Source organism: uncultured Treponema sp., from assembly GCF_945873775.1.
Classification (GTDB): domain Bacteria; phylum Spirochaetota; class Spirochaetia; order Treponematales; family Treponemataceae; genus Treponema_D.
In genome coordinates this window covers 18,046-33,084 of the sequence record NZ_CAMCEC010000025.1, presented here as the reverse complement: position 1 = coordinate 33,084, position 15,039 = coordinate 18,046, and the positions used below count along the sequence as shown (strand labels likewise).

Genomic DNA, 15,039 nt, shown 5'->3' with positions numbered 1-15,039 from the left:
CATCGTAAAATTATGGAATCAGGAGTTCCTTGCTATTGACAAATATCATAGGAGTTATTTGAGAATCGATGAAAATCATTAAGAAAATTTTCTTTCAGTTCATTGAAATCAAATCTGTTATTATCAGTTATAATTCTTTTTACACAATTAGAACCAATACATCTAAACGGCACGCCTGTATTTTCAGGATATAAAAGATCAAAAATATCTTGAGGCGACAAATAAGGATCCCATAAACATATTTCTTTTAGATCTATAGCAGAAAACTTTTTTATAAGAAAATTTAACGCGTTTTTTCGGTCATCAGATTTTGACACAAAATAGTCATCACTATGCTTTAAAATATCATTATTTATATTTCTTCTTGAAATCAAATCATCATAAGAATTCTGACTTGATTTTCCAACAAATGAATAATTTCTAATAAACTGGCTATATGATTTTTTGATTGCACCATTTTCATCTTTTAAAATTCGTTCTTCTGAATTTTGTAAGCCTATATTCATGCCATAGCAGATTCTTTTCAAGAGTATCAGCAAAGAATAATGCAGAATTAAATTTGTCTGTTTATCCATTACAGTTGTTTCTATAAAATTATCATCTCCAACATTGCAATATTGAGAACTGGACAATTCATTTATCTCATAAGAAAAAAAGCCTGTGATGACATCGTCCAAAGTTGTTCTTATAATTACTGATAGATTTTTTGCAACCTTAAGCCGAGGATGCGCTTCATTTTTTACAATAAATGAAACAGAATCCCTACTAGATTCAATTGAAGTTTTATATAATGTAATTGGAAATTGAAAAATTATATTACCAATTCTGTCATAAACTTTGGATAGATTTATTGAAATTGTTTTCAATGAAGAATTTACATAATTGCAAACTTTATCAAAATATTCTCTTTGGTTATCACAATCAGCAAATATTATTTTCTTTTCATCAAAAAACTCGATAATATAATTATCTCCCCAATAATTCGGTTTTATTACTTCATTTAATAGCGGCGAGTTTTTTAGATTCATTTTAGGAACAAAAGTTTTCGGCAGTAAATATAATTTGTCAGAAATAATACATTCATCTTCATCTATAAAAAATTTACCATTATTAATATCAGAAAAAATATGCTTTATACTTTCTATTGAAAAAGTATTTCTTATAATTCCAAATGAATACCTATCGCTTATTTTTATAAGTTTATCAGTAAGAAACTCCGACGATTCATTTCCGTTATACTCTTTTTCTGAAAATGTAAATAAGGAAAAAAAATTGATAGACTTTTTTAAATTCCTGTCAAAAATGAAAATCTGCACAAATTCAACAGATTGATAAAATCCTAAATTACCTGACTGAATCAGCAAATTAAAATCTTTAAGTGCATTTTCTCTTTTGCTTTTTTCAAAATCTATATCAAAATCCAGTTCCATAATTACTTCTCCCCTTTTTTCAGAAATAAAATTTTTATTGCAGAAACTTTTCTATTTTAATAAAAATGAAATCGTCAATTTTATCATCCAACTAAAAAGTCATGCTATAATTTAAGATATATTGATAAATAATTCTAATTTTCACTTTCTTCCAATATTGATTTATCAAAGTCAAATTTCTTGTATTCAGAAAAATCAAAGTCTTTTCCAAGTTTCTGCAAAATTACTTTTGCTATCTTCGTATTAGAGGAATATGCAGCCCATCTTCTATAAATCTGAGAATTGTCATTGCAATATTCAAGCAATTTTTTTAACTGGGAAGCAATAAAACTATCCAAATATGGAGCAATTACAAAATCAAATCTTTCATCAGCCATATCGAATGACTGGCTGTCGCCATAATAAAAAATAAAGAAATCGTAAAGTTCTGATTCTTTTCCTAAATCGGAATAAGTTTTTACCATATATTCTATAGTTTCCTCAGTAAGCAGCAACGAATAATTCACTTTCAATATATTTAAATGCGCCGAATAATCATTACAAACAAACCATGAAACCGCCTTTGCATTGTTATTCTTTTCAATAACAGAATCTATATGCAACTTCACATCATCTGCCAGATTAGTATAAATCTTAGGAAAATGCGACAAATAGACAATCAGGCTAAAAATGCATTTTTCATCAGTTGCGACGGAAAACTTCTCTTTTTCATCATCAATTTTCTTTATAATTTCATCTCCGATTTCTTCTGTTAAAATCTGCAAGCATTTTCTATTTATTTTCAGATTTTTCATGCACAATTCATCATCAGGTTTGTTAAAACAGAATTTCCATAAAGTTATGAAAATTTTAAATTTCATGGAATCCGGCATTTTCGAGAAATATTTGTTTTTTAGATAATCATGTAGTTTTTCATATTCATTAATATAGATTTTGCTTTTTTCATTCAAATCATCTGTAAGCATTCCAAGAACGTTTTTTATGAAAATCGGCGGTTTTATCAGGATGTTGGTTAAAGTCGATTTTATGAATGCAACCGTTATTTCTTTTGTAGGATTTATCAGCTCATAATTTTCATTCAATGCAGGATGTGCGGAAAAATTCCTGTAATCATACAGATGATTAAGATTTGTATAAGATTCCAAGTCCAAGAGGTTGGTTTCGTTATAAACCTCATCAACAAGCTCTTTTTCCCATTTTGATTTTGACAGACAGTCTTTATTATTTCTCAAATCTTCGACTTTCTTTAGGATTTTCGCTGCCATAGAATCGTTGTACATATCCTTAAGTTCCTGCAACTTAAAGAGAATGTCACATATAGAAATTGAATAAAGCATGACGATTGCAGAACGGTAATTTTCGTTTGAATATGAACTTACAACTTCCTTAAAATATTCCCGCGTTTTTTTGAAATAGATTTCCTCGCTTTCAGGAAAATATATGGACATGATGAACACCTCTGAGATACTATTATAATAAACATTCCTGAATAATAATAGATTCTATTCCCCATGTCCCCATTCTATCACATCGCTCATATATTCAACAGAATAGCGTTCAAGGGTGATTTTCTTTAAATCCATAAAAACTACAGTTATTGATTTTTTGTTTATAATATCATGGGAAAGGAAGAATTATTCTCACCCTTTCCCATGCAGTTTTTCAAAACTGTCATTCTTTCGTTTTATTCCGTCCAAAAATCCCCAGAAAACATATTTCAAACGAAGCAGACGGTTCGGGAGGAAACAAAGGTAAACTAGCGGCATAGGAAGCCACATCAGCAGAAAACGGATTTTGTATTTTACAGGAACATAACGCCGCCAGAAGATTTTTATTGAGTCACGGAGCTGGTAATATTCGCGTACAGGATGATTTATCCGCAGATTCAATTTTCCGATTTTCTTCACGCCTTTTCCCAAAGTGTGAGTCAGTGTCAGTGCATTGCAAAGAACAATCTTGAAGCCAGCTTTTTTCATCCGCCAGCAGATGTCCCAGTCCGCCATGTCAAGAAAAACCGCCTCGTTCCAGAATCCGATTTTTTTCAGGACTGAATATTTTGTCAGAAGTCCGGAAGTTATCATCGAAGAGACCGTATAGCAAAAATCGGAAAGAACTTCAATTTTTCGGGGAGCAATAATTTTACCGGAATTTGTATCGACATATTGCGGACCGACACAACCGATTTCATGATTCAAATCAATTTTCTCAAAATTCCGAATCAGAGTCTCAGCATATCCATCACAGATTCTTGAGTCCTGATCAAAGAAAAAAATGAAATCCTCATCATCAAACTGGCGGCTTTTCAGTGCGGCATTGAACGCCTTTGAAAGCCCGAAATTTTCTCTATTCGCAATGTAAATGCAATTTTTGATTTCCGAAAAAAGATTCTGATTGTCAGAACAAGGCGTGTTGTCGGAGAGAATCACACAGTCAACCTGAGAAGCAAGAATCTTTATATTCTCTGCAATTTTTTCATTCGGATAGAACAATGTTACAAGCGCATAGACTTTTGAACTCATAGAAAACCTCTCTCAAAAAATGTTGACATAAAAAGAAGAGCACAAAAACCAATGCTTCCAAGAAGAAAGGGATTTGTGCAGGCAACGAATATATAAGAAACAAGAAGTATCATATAAAAATATTTCAAAAGGCTTTTTTCCTTGCTGATTATTGTAACCACAGGTTTTAGCCACACAAAAACAAAAATCATTATAGCAGGAACAAGACCATAACGCCTGACTGTTTCAAGATGAGAAAGCTCTGTAAGTCCTGTATAAGACTTGAACCCCGCTGAATAAAAAGTAGAACCTGCTCCCCAGCCGTAAAGCAGGAAACGCCCATAATCACTTATGAATTCTTTTTCATAAGACATTTTATGCAAAGTCTTTACATTTAACGAAGCATCAACCGTCGTTAGAAAAAGGAACGCAAGAATCACACCGAAACCTGCGACAAGAGTGATAAGAAACATTGCAAGCGTATACTGCTTTTTACGAAGAAGCCAGAATCCGAAATAAAACGCATCCAACAGAACTGCGGTCATAATATTCGCCCTTGTGCCTGACATTATCAAAGCCGCAGTAAGAAGAATTTCGACAAGAAGAAATTTGTTTCTTTTTGTCTTTATACCATAAATAAGACAATATCCGAGTACCGGAATCATGCAGGGAGCGGTTCCATAATAGACACCAAGAACCCACCATTTGAGGATTTTCTTCATGCTTATTTTCAGGACAAATGCAGTCTTGTCGTTTTTCATGGTGGAAAAATAAGCCACAAGAAATTCCTTTGCGCTTTCGGAAAAAGTACACACAAGCCAGATTGAACATATAAAAATTGCGACACAAACTGCGGAAAACAAATAAGATTTCAGTATTGTCTGTTTATATTCATCTTTATTATAGACAAGAATAAACAGATAAATCATTCCCAAAGAATTCTTTACGGCTTCTGACGGAGTCAAATCGCTTCCAGGAATGATAAGATTCAACACATCGCTAAAAAGCAGAATTGAAAAAATCAGAAGGAAATCAAAAATCCGCCTGTAATTTCCATAAGGAAGAGAAACCAGCACAAAAAGAAAGAAAAAAATTTCCTTTGTCCTGAAAAAGTCCGGACCGTTCATATTTATGGAAAGAATCAGCAGAGAAAGCAAAATCTGTGATATTTCGGTCAGTTTTGTCTTATAAAGCGGATGAATCCTCATTTTTCCAGACACCATTTCCATAACCTTTCACAGCACTTTCCGTCCAAGTATTCCGCGAACTTTTTCCGCGTCTCCTCGCTCACTGACGAATATTTTTTCTCTTCAAGAATCCTGTAGAATTCCTGCCAGTTTTTTGCCTTTGCGCCTTCAATTTCCGAATACTCAAAGTAATGTGCCCGGCTTGTCTTTAGGTATTCGTCCAAATCGAACGGCAGAAGAACAACCGGCTTTTTTGTCGCGATAAAGTCAAAGTAAATGCTTGAATAGTCGGTCATTAGCATATCAACCTGACCGGCGAAGTTGTAAAGCTCGCTGTAACTTTCATCATCAATAAATATGAAACGTTTTTCGGACGAGAGGTTCTGCCCAAGTTCCAAATCCACAAAATGAGGCTTGTACAAGAGAACAATATTTTCCTTTTCAAGAAAATCTGAAAATTCGTCTGCGTTAAAACCATAGTCAGCGGCAAACGGATTGAAAGGCTTTCCGCTCCAGACACCGGTTCTGAAAGTTGGCATATAAAGAACAATTTTACAGCCGGGAAATTCTATGCGGACTTTTTCAACAAGAGATTCTTTTTTACAAGAAAACAAGGCATCGGTTCTCGGAAGACCGACAGGAAGAATTCTTTCTGTCGGCAAGTCAAATGCGGTTTGCAAAAACTTAACAAAAAAATCAGAACTGGTCAAAGTCCAACAGTTCTTCATGTACATAAAACTCTTCCAGCGGAAAAATCTCTTGTTCATCTCAAGTCCGAATTTATGCAGACATGTTCCGTTTCCTTTTGAAACATTGTCGTCAAAGCCGATTTTCTTAAGAGGCATTCCGTGCCAAAGCTCCATGAAAACCGAGCCTTTCGCAAGACCAAGAAAAAATTCATTCGAAGAAGTTGAAAAAATCATTCCGGCGCGGAAAGAAAGCCACATTGCATAAGGCGAAAAAACGGAAACCGCCTCATACCCATTTTCGCGCAGCATCTTTAGAATCCGCCTGTTTTTTGAAAGCCAGACACATCTGATTTCAGGATGATTCTTATGCATATACTCAAAAAATATTCTGCTGGAGTCATTGTATTTCTGTCCAAGCCAGCTGGAAAAAATCCACAGGTTTCGGTTTCGTCTGAAAAGTCCGCACAAGTGGTAAATTGGAAAAAAGAAAGAATCAAGAAAACAGATTGCCGCATAGCGCACAATTTTCACAGGCAAAGGAAGATTTTTCTTATTCATTTTTTGCTCCACTAGCTTGCTTTTTAGATTTCCAGAAAGCAAGATTTTTTAAGAATTCATCTTTTGTAAAAATCAGCATTGAAAGATACAAAAGTGCACACAAAACTACAGACAGAACACTTCTAATCAGAATTGAAATCGCGCCGTCAAAGGAAACAAAATGCTTTATGGCCAGCACAATTGGAATAAAAATAAAGCTTGTCGCCAGATATTTAAAATTCTTTTTTGAAAATATTGAAAAATTGAATCCGAGTTTTCTTATAAACAGAATCTGCAGAAAAACAACAAGAATGTCAGAAGATGCCGTTGTTATAATGCAAAGCTCAGACGTAAGTTTATTGAGCAGAACAAGGACAATTTTACACAAGATGTTGTAAATGCCTGCGAAATAGTAAATTTTTGTAAGAATTTTCTCGTTGCCGGTCGCAAGAAGAACCTGCTTGGCAAGAATCATGTCAAACGCGCCAAAATAATAGCGCACAGAAAATAAGCATAAAGACAGTGCGCCCGACAAATATTTTTGGCCTGCGTAAATATAGAAAACCTCAAAGGAAAGGGCCGCCATTCCTATGCAACAAGGAGTGTGCAATGCCAAAAACGAAGACGAGCTTTTTTCAAGCAAAAAACAATATTCATTCTTTTTGCCATCCGCCCAATAAAACGAAAGACGAGGAATGCTCACCAGTAAAACAGATGTCGTCACATTCACGACTGCAAGAATAATCGTTTGGGAAACATTGTAATAAGTAAGGCTAAGGGCATCAGAAAACCACACAAGCATAAAGCGGTCAAAAATAGTGTAAAGCATGCTTGAATTAACAAGCAAAAACACAACCGACAACGGTTTAAAAAGCGATGTCAAATCCTTAAAGCATATTTTTGAAAACCTTATCTTTGATTTTGCATAAGCAAATGTAAAAATATTATTCAGTATCAAAGAAATGTTCACCAAAAGAATATAGATAAAAATGTCATCGTTTTTTCGCACAAAAAGAAAAACGCTTATGACATATAAAAAACGGCACAGAAATGTCTTTATAAGAATAAAGCCGTAACTTTCAAAAGCCTCATTCACATAGTCAGTCGCAAAGCAGACGAAAAATATCTGGCTTGCGAGAATCAGATAAATATTCCTGTATTTCAAAAACGACGGAACAAGCAAAACCATAATCACATATACAGCCGTCACAAGCACAGATGTAAAAATATTAAATATGAACAGCTTTGTAAAAAGCGCGGAAACTTTCTTCTTGTCATTTTTAATCTGGCTTACAGTCCTCATTCCGTAAGTGTAAACGCCGAAAACAGCAAAAGGCGTAAACCAGCTGATAATGCTTATAGCCTTATTGTATTCCGTGAATCCGTCCACAGAAAGAATACGAGCCACATAAGGAGCGGTTATAAGAGGAAAAATTATATTAAGCGCACTTAGAACACTTTTATAGAAAGCATTCAGTTTTATTGATTTTGACATTCTTTCTATAAACTCTTCTATTGTTTTATAAAAGTTTCCGGCAAGGCGAGCTCGCCCGAAAGATATTTTTTATATGAATTGCCCACATCAAAGAAAGTTTCGCCGTGGTCGCTCGAAACTTTTTTCGGAGTCATATAATCGCTTCCGTACATTGAAACTAGAATCTCATGAAATCTCTCTGGAACAGGAACTTTTGTGTCTTCAAATTCCAAGAAAACAGTTTTCTCATAATCGCTGATTTTCCGCTCCGCATTTGTTCCAAAGTACGAAATTTCACAAACTTTGCTATGCGGAAGAATGTTTCCAATCTTGCAGACCGTCTCATAAAGGCTGAAAAGCATTTTTTGAGGAAAAAAAGTTAATGGGATAAGAAAAACTCTCTTCCAAAAATCCATTTTCCATGTTTTTGGATAATATTTATTCCATAAAATAGAAAATAAAAATTTCTTTAAAAAATCCTGTGTTTTTTTGAATACCCTATTTTCAATTACGCCGTCCAAAGGAAAAACATCTATAAATATTCCCTGATTATATTTTGTATGTGGCCAATTACGTTTTAACATTGCGCTCGTTTCAGAATTCCTTATATGGCAAAGTCCGCCCACATATCCAGCATCATTATATCCAGTCTGAATAAAATACGGATACTTAAATTCTTTCTTCGCGAGCTTTATAAACTTGTCATAGTCTTTTCTAAACATCACAAAGTCCAAGTCATCGTCCCACGGAATAAAACCTTTATGACGGACAGCTCCAAGCAAAGTTCCAGAATCCGCAAAATATGAAAGCCCGTGTTTTTTGCAGAAACTGTCGAATTTCTTAAGAATGTCAAGTTCAACGTTCCATACATTTTTCAAGTCTTCCATTACAGCTTCTCCAAGTCACGCTTTATCTGCGTTGTGGAAATTTCAGGAGTGCGCTCAAGATAAACAACCTCGCACTGTTCTTTAAGAAAATCAAACTTGCCTTTCCAGTCATCGCCGATAACAAATGTGTCGATTTTATAAAGTTCAACATCGCTTTTCTTCTGTTCCCAGTTTTCTTCGGGAATAACCAGGTCAACGTAGCGGATCGCCTCAAGAAGCTGCCTGCGCTTTTCATAACTGAAATAGCATTTCTTGTGCTTTGAGTTCCAGTTGAATTCGTCAGTTGAAAGCCCCACAACAAGATAGTCACCCAGAGCCTTAGCACGGCGTAAAAGATTTATGTGCCCGTAATGTAATAAATCAAAAGTTCCGTATGTTATTATGCGTTTCATAAATTATGTTCAACCCCAGCCTCATTTTGATTTCGTTCTTTTTGAATAGGAATATTTAAGAAATCTAACAATTTTTTTATGTTTACTTTTGAAAAATTCTTTAAATCAGCTTCAAAAGCCATTTCAGGAAAAACGTCACAATTTTCTTTACTTTCAGAAAATTGTCTCATCTTAAATTTTTCTTTTAATAAAGCGTTGGCGACATTTATTTCAAAATAAATCCATGGAGAATTTGTTTCAGATGTATCTTTTATAATATTTTCAGCATTTATTGAGTTTTCTGTGTTTAAGAAAATAAAATTTTCACAATTTTCCAAAGTTTTCAGCAATGCATTTGTCAAAAGCATATGTGTATATGAAGTTGATTTCATAACTTTATTATATGCATAGGTCTTTTTATCATCATTTTGACAATATCCATCGTCTAAAATTTTCTGAAGTCTATACACACTTCCCCAAATGCATGAATCTATAAAAACAGTCTTTCCTTTTGACTGCAGATAAGCACCTAACCTTTTTGCTTTATCAGAATCTTTATATTTATGAGAAATAAAAAAATCTGCTTTTACAGGCTTAAACCAAGAATCCTCCAGTTTTTTTCCATCAAGAACTTTTTTGTCGTTCTGCATTTTTTCAGGTATTTTCTCTTGAAAAAAATCAGGAAGCTTATCATCTCTAAATTCCGACGCTTTTGGCAAAAATGAAATATCAGAAATAGCAGAAATAGCAACATTAAAGGCTTTATCCATTTTTCCTCCTTTTCTAACCTTTCAGAAAATACAAAGCAACAAGTCCAAGCATAATTGAAAAATAAAAAACAAGTTCAGTAACAGAAAATAAGACCTTAAAATAACAAATTTTACAGCATTCATTTCCAACATTCGTATTCATTGAAAAAAGTTTTATTTGTTTAGATTCATTTTCCTCCAGCACTTTGTTATAAAGATGTCTAAATTTTCTTTCCTGCCATAAATAATATGAATCAAGGAACATAAAGATAAGAACAGGAAAGATTGAAATCAATATAAACAATTTATTTTCTTTGTTTGCATAAATAGCCAGCAAAGCGGATACAATTGCAACAGTCCAACCTTTTATCATAAATGAATTCTGATTCATTCTTGTTACGATATTCTGTATGAACTCCAAATATTTTATTTTTTCTTCACTCATGACAAACTCCTCACATCATACTCCCCGCGTTTATACTTCACCAGAAATTTCACCAGCTTCATCTGCCTTGCCAGGCGCTTGAACGAAAAACTTGCGAACAGGCGGAAAAGCCATTCAAGTCCGAGCCGGATCATAAATTCAGGCGCGCGTTTTGTGTTTCCGCTCCAAAAATCTACCGCTCCGCCGTTTCCGAAGATTATCTTTGCGTTCAGTTTTTCCTTGTTTTCCCAAATCCACTTTTCCTGAAGCGGACAGCCCTTGCAGACAATCAGAATATCGGGTTTTGCGGCATTTATTTTTTCAATCAGAAAGTCGCCGTCAAATTTTGTGTAGCCGAACGTCCATTCAATTATTTCTACGTTCGGGTGGGCATTTTCTATGCGCAACTTTGCGTCCTCAAGGTTTTCGATTCTCGAGCCGTAAAGATAGACGCTCACTTTTCTGTCGTCAGGAAGATAACTGAAAAAATCAGTTCCCGGATACCGGTCGTCGGCGGAATATGAAGTGCCGAGTTTTTTGTTAATCGCGTACAGAAGATTTATTCCGTCGATAAAATTGTATTTTGCGCTCTTAAAATATTCGTGAAGAAGCGGATTTTTCTGCTGAGTCAAAAAGATTTCAGGATTTATGAACGAGATTACGGACTGACTAGAATCATCGAGCATCTGAGAGAAAATTGATTTCATTTCCGCGCGGTCAGAAGGAACTGCAAGCGGAATTTCCTCAAACAGGTATTTTTTCATAAAATATGCTCTCCAACCTTTTTTGCAGGAACTCCAGCATAAACTGAATTTTCTTCAAGATTTTTAGTCACCACGCTTCCTGCTCCAACAATGCAATTTTTCCCGATTTTTACACCCTTGCAGACAATCGCATTGCAGCCAAGAAAAACTTCTTTCCCGATATTTTTATATCCAATCAGCCGGAAAAGCTTTGCCCTTTGAAATCCAGAAATAAAAACGCAGTTTTCAATCAAAGGCCTAAAAAAGTGAATAAAAATCCTTTTAAATTTATACTCTGAACGGTGACTACGCATTTTCAAAAACTTCCTCCCTCACCAATTCCCTTCCGCAGTCATAAATCACTTGAGCGCATCCATCCGCACAAAAGAATTCAATCACACTTTTCCGCACCTCATCTCCGCCAAGCCAGACTGATTTTTCCTTGTCCGCGACTGGCGTTAAAGTGCACATATATAGAAGAATTTGTTCAGTTTTGTCCGCTTTTAGCCGCTCAAGCACAAAAGAAAGCGTCGGTTCGTCCACACCATTCGGAAAAATTGCTATATCTTTCTCAGCCCATAAACCGCCGGCATCGCTTGTAAGAAAATCGTGCATTTCGTTTATTTTTTTCTGCGTAAATCCGTCCGGGGCTGAACCGCAGAGAATGGCATATTTTTTCAAACTGACAACCTCATAAAATACGTCAATTGACATATCATACTTTATTATATGCACATTGAAATATAAAATCAAGGCAACAATATATCAATTGATATAATACATTTATGAATTCATTCAGAGAAAATCTTAGAAGCGAACTCGATTTTCAAGGGCTTACAGTAAAAGAGCTTTCTGCAAAAACTGGAATTATAAAAGGAACGCTCGACAACTATCTTGGGGTAAGAGCTTCAATTCCACCTGCCGACATTGCAGTAAAAATCGCTCAGGCTCTGAATGTTTCGGTTGAATATCTGGTTACAGGAAAGGATGAAAAATCAAAATCGCCGACATTTATTCAGATTAATCCGGAGACAAAGTCCATTTTAACCGATTTGGATTCGATTCCGCAGAACATACAAAAAACAATAAAAAATCTTATACATCAGACAGCAGAATCCTTGCAAAATTGAGTCAATCTGAAAACTTTTTGAGATAATATGAGCTGAAAAAATTGTGCCTTTTGGCTGGACTTGAAGCGTAGCTTGCGCCGACCAGTGAAAGTTCAGCCTAGAGCCACATCTAGAATCATCATCAGAATAAAGCCAAGCGAAAATCCGATTGTGCCTAAATTTGAATGCGGTTTTTCAGATGCTTCGGGAATCAGTTCTTCAACAACAACGTAAAGCATTGCTCCGGCTGCAAATGATAAAAGGTAAGGCAGAACCGGCACTATTAAATTTTTTAGAAGAATTGTAATCACTGCCGCAACTGGCTCTACAATTCCAGAAAGAACTCCGAATGCAAATGATTTGTTTTTAGATTCGCCGTTTCCTGCAAGCGACATGGAAATTATTGCGCCCTCTGGAAAATTCTGAATTGCAATTCCCACGGAAAGTGCCGCCGCTGCCGCAAATCCCAGGCTCTGCGCGGAAAATGCCGCAAAAACAACTCCGACCGCCATTCCTTCTGGAATATTGTGGAGCGTAACTGCAAGAAACATCATGGTGCTTTGCTTGAGCTTTGCTTTTAAACCTTCTGGTTTTTCAGAGTCAACATGAAGATGCGGAATCAGAATGTCGAGCAAAAAAAGAAAAGCAATTCCCGCCGCAGTTCCAATTGCCGCCGGAATAAATGCAAGTCTTCCCATAGAAGCAGAACTGTCTATTGAAGGAATTATAAGCGACCACACAGAAGCCGCAACCATTACTCCAGCCGCAAACCCCAAAAGAAACTTCTGGACATTTTTATTTAAATTTTTTCCAAGAAAGTAAACGCAGGCTGAACCCAATGTAGTTCCAAGAAACGGAATCAGAATTCCATAAAAAGTATTCATGCTCTGATTATAGATTTAAAGAATCATATTTTCAATGTTGGGATTTTGGCTGGAATTTGACGGCATAACATCAATGTGTTATATAAAATGAAAGGAAATGCCCGGACTTTGTGGTATCTCCACTTAGGTCGAACAGCCGCCTCTGTAGTTCAAACTTGGCGGCTATTTTTTACTCTACTTATTTTTTAGGTAAATGAGAGTGGCAATAACAGTGCCTGCAGCGGAACAAAATATTCAAAAATCCACAGAGTCATGCCGCATTTTTAAATTATTTTCCAAACTGACTGATAAATTCCTTTTTGTCGTTGATGCCGGTTTTTTCATAAATGCTTGAAATGTAATTTTCTACGGCGCGCTGTCTTATTTGCAGTTTTTCCGCAATCTGCATGTTGGAAAGATTTTGCAGAATTAAAGCCATCACCTGTTTTTCTCTTTGCGTAAGCGCGTCTGTAAAGGAATTGAATTTTACAAGATTTTCCCGCAATTCTTTTTGAACAAAAGTTTTTCCACTAAAAGCGTTTTCCATGCATTCTATAAGCTAGTCCGACGGCGCATTTTTTGAAATATAGCCTGCCGCTCCGTTTTGAATTGCCGTCTGAACCATTCCTGCCGAAAAAAACATTGAATACACTATGATTTTTAACTCTGGATAAAGCGAGTGAAGCTTTGCAATAAAATCAAAGCCTGCGTCGTCGCCAGAAAAATTAAGGTCAGAAATCACAAGGTCTGGAAGTATGTTTCCGCACCGAAAATAAAAAAAGTCTCCCATAATCAATAAGATTTGGGAGACAACCGTCTGCTCGGGCAATTTCCAATAGTATTCATATATCATTAAGAAAATAAAGTAACTAAGTTACCCGAATAAAGTAACTAAATTTCCAAATATAGTTACTTTATTTTAAAATATAGTAACTATATTTGCCTGGCGGAGTGGGTATATTTTTTTTTAAGTTTAAAAACTAAGATTTCGCATAAAAAAAATCACTTTTTGTAGTTAATGAAGCCTTCTCAACTTTCTTAAAGTCAACTACAATTTTTCCAAGCGGAAATAAATTATCATCGCAACTACATTTCTTTGCGGAGCGTTCCATATAACTTGCACTTGCTTTTCATATATATTGTCGTAAGACTGTTTTTTCTGATTTTTCCATTTTCATAATCTTTATTTTTAGGAGAGGACATCGGAACGAAATATTTGAACCCATTTATTTCTGTAAGGATTCCGACATATTTTCTACGGTATGTTCTTTAGTTCCGGCTTGTTTTTCATTACATGATTTTCAATTTTAAGCAGATAATCAATATAGTCATCGCTGACAATAAAAAAAATGCTGTCTTTGTCTCAATAGTTGCTCCATAAAAAGACGACTATAAAAGCCGAAACCGATGTAAGCAACTGTTCAGGAAGAGCCTTCACCTGTTCAATTACAACATCATAAGACATTTTGCACCTTCTTGGAGCATTGTAACATGTTTTTAACAATTGCTCATTATAATTATGCGGAAGGAAGGAATCTTTTAACTTTTACCATATATATGATTTTTTTAGACATATCTTATTCTTCAAATACAGCTTCCAATGCCCTTGTAATTGCTTTTTTTATATCATCGGCTTCTGTATCTCCAATTCCTTCTGCTGTACTAGAACAAACTAAGTTTTTAGTACCTGCTGAAATGAACTGTAAAGTCACTTCTGTTGTATATCCAAAGAGAACATTCCGGCGACCACTTTCACCATAATTAACAATCAATGTTTTATCTTTTATATCATCAGAAATTTCTGTTATAATAATGAATCCTCTTTTCATAAGATACCCAGAAATTATATCTCGTGGATTTACTGTCTTTCCTTCTGAAACATATACTCCATTAATAGTTGTTCCGACATTAGAAGTAAGACTTTCTGTAGAATTAATTAATGCATATTTATATTCAGAAATTTCTTCGTTTTTATAGACTGAAACATCTTTCAATGAAACACAACCTGTAAAAAACAGAATCACTACAATATAAGAAAGAAATAAATTTCTTTTTTTCATTTTTATCCTCTGCTATAA

General features: G+C 35.0%; 19 protein-coding genes and 1 pseudogene. 1 reads left to right on the top strand and 19 read right to left on the bottom strand.

Translation table 11 applies throughout. The features are described 5' to 3' along the window. Nucleotides 1-32: 32 nt before the first annotated feature. The 13 genes from Q0N70_RS10655 to Q0N70_RS10595 all read right to left on the bottom strand — a co-directional run bounded on the left by Q0N70_RS10655 (nt 33) and on the right by Q0N70_RS10595 (nt 11,703). On the bottom strand, nt 33-1,430 hold the full coding sequence (locus Q0N70_RS10655; protein WP_294016575.1) for a VPA1262 family N-terminal domain-containing protein: 1,398 nt from the start codon (nt 1,428-1,430) through the stop codon (nt 33-35). Nucleotides 1,431-1,564: 134 nt separating this feature from the next. Then, entirely contained in the window at nt 1,565-2,878 is a 1,314-nt protein-coding gene (locus Q0N70_RS10650) for a hypothetical protein (protein WP_294016573.1), read from the bottom strand. A gap of 192 nt (nt 2,879-3,070) precedes the next feature. Further along, nucleotides 3,071-3,949, bottom strand: a complete 879-nt coding sequence (locus Q0N70_RS10645) for a glycosyltransferase family 2 protein (protein ID WP_294016571.1) — start codon at nt 3,947-3,949, stop codon at nt 3,071-3,073. Beyond that, nucleotides 3,946-5,157 (bottom strand): hypothetical protein, encoded by a 1,212-nt coding sequence (locus Q0N70_RS10640; RefSeq protein WP_294016570.1) that lies wholly within the window; start codon nt 5,155-5,157, stop codon nt 3,946-3,948. Before Q0N70_RS10640 ends, Q0N70_RS10645 begins: the two co-directional genes overlap by 4 nt. Beyond that, entirely contained in the window at nt 5,133-6,362 is a 1,230-nt protein-coding gene (locus Q0N70_RS10635; RefSeq protein ID WP_294016569.1) for a CDP-glycerol glycerophosphotransferase family protein, read from the bottom strand. Before Q0N70_RS10635 ends, Q0N70_RS10640 begins: the two co-directional genes overlap by 25 nt. Continuing rightward, entirely contained in the window at nt 6,355-7,836 is a 1,482-nt protein-coding gene (locus Q0N70_RS10630) for an oligosaccharide flippase family protein (protein WP_294016567.1), read from the bottom strand. The genes Q0N70_RS10635 and Q0N70_RS10630 overlap by 8 nt, the downstream gene beginning before the upstream one ends. A 17-nt stretch (nt 7,837-7,853) precedes the next feature. Further along, a complete protein-coding gene (locus Q0N70_RS10625) occupies nt 7,854-8,702 on the bottom strand; it encodes a phosphorylcholine transferase LicD (RefSeq protein WP_013700801.1) in 849 nt (282 codons plus the stop codon). Next, the gene (tagD, locus tag Q0N70_RS10620) at nt 8,702-9,094 is read right to left on the bottom strand and encodes a glycerol-3-phosphate cytidylyltransferase (RefSeq protein ID WP_294016562.1); all 393 of its coding nucleotides are present in this window, start codon (nt 9,092-9,094) and stop codon (nt 8,702-8,704) included. Before tagD ends, Q0N70_RS10625 begins: the two co-directional genes overlap by 1 nt. Next, complete coding sequence (locus Q0N70_RS10615) at nt 9,091-9,843, bottom strand: hypothetical protein (protein WP_294016560.1); 753 nt, start codon at nt 9,841-9,843, stop codon at nt 9,091-9,093. The genes tagD and Q0N70_RS10615 overlap by 4 nt, the downstream gene beginning before the upstream one ends. 13 nt (nt 9,844-9,856) lie before the next feature. After that, nucleotides 9,857-10,267: a hypothetical protein gene (locus Q0N70_RS10610; RefSeq protein ID WP_294016558.1), complete on the bottom strand. Its 411-nt coding sequence runs from the start codon at nt 10,265-10,267 to the stop codon at nt 9,857-9,859. Then, nucleotides 10,264-11,010 (bottom strand): WecB/TagA/CpsF family glycosyltransferase, encoded by a 747-nt coding sequence (locus Q0N70_RS10605; RefSeq protein ID WP_294016556.1) that lies wholly within the window; start codon nt 11,008-11,010, stop codon nt 10,264-10,266. Before Q0N70_RS10605 ends, Q0N70_RS10610 begins: the two co-directional genes overlap by 4 nt. Next, complete coding sequence (locus Q0N70_RS10600; RefSeq protein ID WP_277075523.1) at nt 11,007-11,303, bottom strand: DapH/DapD/GlmU-related protein; 297 nt, start codon at nt 11,301-11,303, stop codon at nt 11,007-11,009. Before Q0N70_RS10600 ends, Q0N70_RS10605 begins: the two co-directional genes overlap by 4 nt. Beyond that, nucleotides 11,296-11,703, bottom strand: coding sequence for a hypothetical protein (locus tag Q0N70_RS10595; protein WP_294016554.1), 408 nt, complete (start codon nt 11,701-11,703; stop codon nt 11,296-11,298). Before Q0N70_RS10595 ends, Q0N70_RS10600 begins: the two co-directional genes overlap by 8 nt. 71 nt (nt 11,704-11,774) lie before the next feature. Here Q0N70_RS10595 and Q0N70_RS10590 point away from each other — a divergent pair, with 71 nt between their 5' ends. Next, nucleotides 11,775-12,119 (top strand): helix-turn-helix transcriptional regulator, encoded by a 345-nt coding sequence (locus tag Q0N70_RS10590; protein ID WP_277075495.1) that lies wholly within the window; start codon nt 11,775-11,777, stop codon nt 12,117-12,119. 92 nt (nt 12,120-12,211) lie between these two features. Here the strand turns inward: Q0N70_RS10590 and Q0N70_RS10585 are convergent, their stop codons facing one another. The 6 genes and pseudogenes from Q0N70_RS10585 to Q0N70_RS10565 all read right to left on the bottom strand — a co-directional run bounded on the left by Q0N70_RS10585 (nt 12,212) and on the right by Q0N70_RS10565 (nt 15,021). Further along, the gene (locus tag Q0N70_RS10585; protein WP_294016551.1) at nt 12,212-12,982 is read right to left on the bottom strand and encodes a ZIP family metal transporter; all 771 of its coding nucleotides are present in this window, start codon (nt 12,980-12,982) and stop codon (nt 12,212-12,214) included. Nucleotides 12,983-13,250: 268 nt separating this feature from the next. After that, nucleotides 13,251-13,508 carry a LuxR C-terminal-related transcriptional regulator gene (locus Q0N70_RS10580; protein WP_277075494.1) on the bottom strand — a complete coding sequence of 86 codons (258 nt, stop codon included), beginning with the start codon at nt 13,506-13,508 and terminating at the stop codon, nt 13,251-13,253. Between the two features lie 12 nt (nt 13,509-13,520). Beyond that, complete coding sequence (locus Q0N70_RS10575) at nt 13,521-13,751, bottom strand: response regulator transcription factor (protein WP_294016548.1); 231 nt, start codon at nt 13,749-13,751, stop codon at nt 13,521-13,523. Nucleotides 13,752-14,047: 296 nt separating this feature from the next. Next, nucleotides 14,048-14,209, bottom strand: a pseudogene (locus Q0N70_RS12305) (type III toxin-antitoxin system ToxN/AbiQ family toxin); the annotation flags it as partial. Nucleotides 14,210-14,324: 115 nt separating this feature from the next. Beyond that, nucleotides 14,325-14,465 (bottom strand): hypothetical protein, encoded by a 141-nt coding sequence (locus Q0N70_RS10570; protein ID WP_159443477.1) that lies wholly within the window; start codon nt 14,463-14,465, stop codon nt 14,325-14,327. Nucleotides 14,466-14,538: 73 nt separating this feature from the next. After that, nucleotides 14,539-15,021 carry a hypothetical protein gene (locus tag Q0N70_RS10565; RefSeq protein ID WP_277292285.1) on the bottom strand — a complete coding sequence of 161 codons (483 nt, stop codon included), beginning with the start codon at nt 15,019-15,021 and terminating at the stop codon, nt 14,539-14,541. Nucleotides 15,022-15,039: the final 18 nt, after the last annotated feature.

What these genes read in the sequence shown, in the direction of transcription:
- Q0N70_RS10625 (WP_013700801.1), bottom strand. Translation starts at nt 8,702, where the DNA reads ATGGAAGACTTGAAAAATGTATGGAACGTTGAACTTGACATTCTTAAG.
- Q0N70_RS10615 (WP_294016560.1), bottom strand. Translation starts at nt 9,843, where the DNA reads ATGGATAAAGCCTTTAATGTTGCTATTTCTGCTATTTCTGATATTTCA.
- tagD (WP_294016562.1), bottom strand. Translation starts at nt 9,094, where the DNA reads ATGAAACGCATAATAACATACGGAACTTTTGATTTATTACATTACGGG.
- Q0N70_RS10575 (WP_294016548.1), bottom strand. Translation starts at nt 13,751, where the DNA reads ATGGGAGACTTTTTTTATTTTCGGTGCGGAAACATACTTCCAGACCTT.
- Q0N70_RS10580 (WP_277075494.1), bottom strand. Translation starts at nt 13,508, where the DNA reads ATGGAAAACGCTTTTAGTGGAAAAACTTTTGTTCAAAAAGAATTGCGG.
- Q0N70_RS10650 (WP_294016573.1), bottom strand. Translation starts at nt 2,878, where the DNA reads ATGTCCATATATTTTCCTGAAAGCGAGGAAATCTATTTCAAAAAAACG.
- Q0N70_RS10655 (WP_294016575.1), bottom strand. Translation starts at nt 1,430, where the DNA reads ATGGAACTGGATTTTGATATAGATTTTGAAAAAAGCAAAAGAGAAAAT.
- Q0N70_RS10565 (WP_277292285.1), bottom strand. Translation starts at nt 15,021, where the DNA reads ATGAAAAAAAGAAATTTATTTCTTTCTTATATTGTAGTGATTCTGTTT.
- Q0N70_RS10635 (WP_294016569.1), bottom strand. Translation starts at nt 6,362, where the DNA reads ATGAATAAGAAAAATCTTCCTTTGCCTGTGAAAATTGTGCGCTATGCG.
- Q0N70_RS10595 (WP_294016554.1), bottom strand. Translation starts at nt 11,703, where the DNA reads ATGTCAATTGACGTATTTTATGAGGTTGTCAGTTTGAAAAAATATGCC.
- Q0N70_RS10590 (WP_277075495.1), top strand. Translation starts at nt 11,775, where the DNA reads ATGAATTCATTCAGAGAAAATCTTAGAAGCGAACTCGATTTTCAAGGG.
- Q0N70_RS10600 (WP_277075523.1), bottom strand. Translation starts at nt 11,303, where the DNA reads ATGCGTAGTCACCGTTCAGAGTATAAATTTAAAAGGATTTTTATTCAC.
- Q0N70_RS10585 (WP_294016551.1), bottom strand. Translation starts at nt 12,982, where the DNA reads ATGAATACTTTTTATGGAATTCTGATTCCGTTTCTTGGAACTACATTG.
- Q0N70_RS10610 (WP_294016558.1), bottom strand. Translation starts at nt 10,267, where the DNA reads ATGAGTGAAGAAAAAATAAAATATTTGGAGTTCATACAGAATATCGTA.
- Q0N70_RS10640 (WP_294016570.1), bottom strand. Translation starts at nt 5,157, where the DNA reads ATGGAAATGGTGTCTGGAAAAATGAGGATTCATCCGCTTTATAAGACA.
- Q0N70_RS10605 (WP_294016556.1), bottom strand. Translation starts at nt 11,010, where the DNA reads ATGAAAAAATACCTGTTTGAGGAAATTCCGCTTGCAGTTCCTTCTGAC.
- Q0N70_RS10630 (WP_294016567.1), bottom strand. Translation starts at nt 7,836, where the DNA reads ATGTCAAAATCAATAAAACTGAATGCTTTCTATAAAAGTGTTCTAAGT.
- Q0N70_RS10645 (WP_294016571.1), bottom strand. Translation starts at nt 3,949, where the DNA reads ATGAGTTCAAAAGTCTATGCGCTTGTAACATTGTTCTATCCGAATGAA.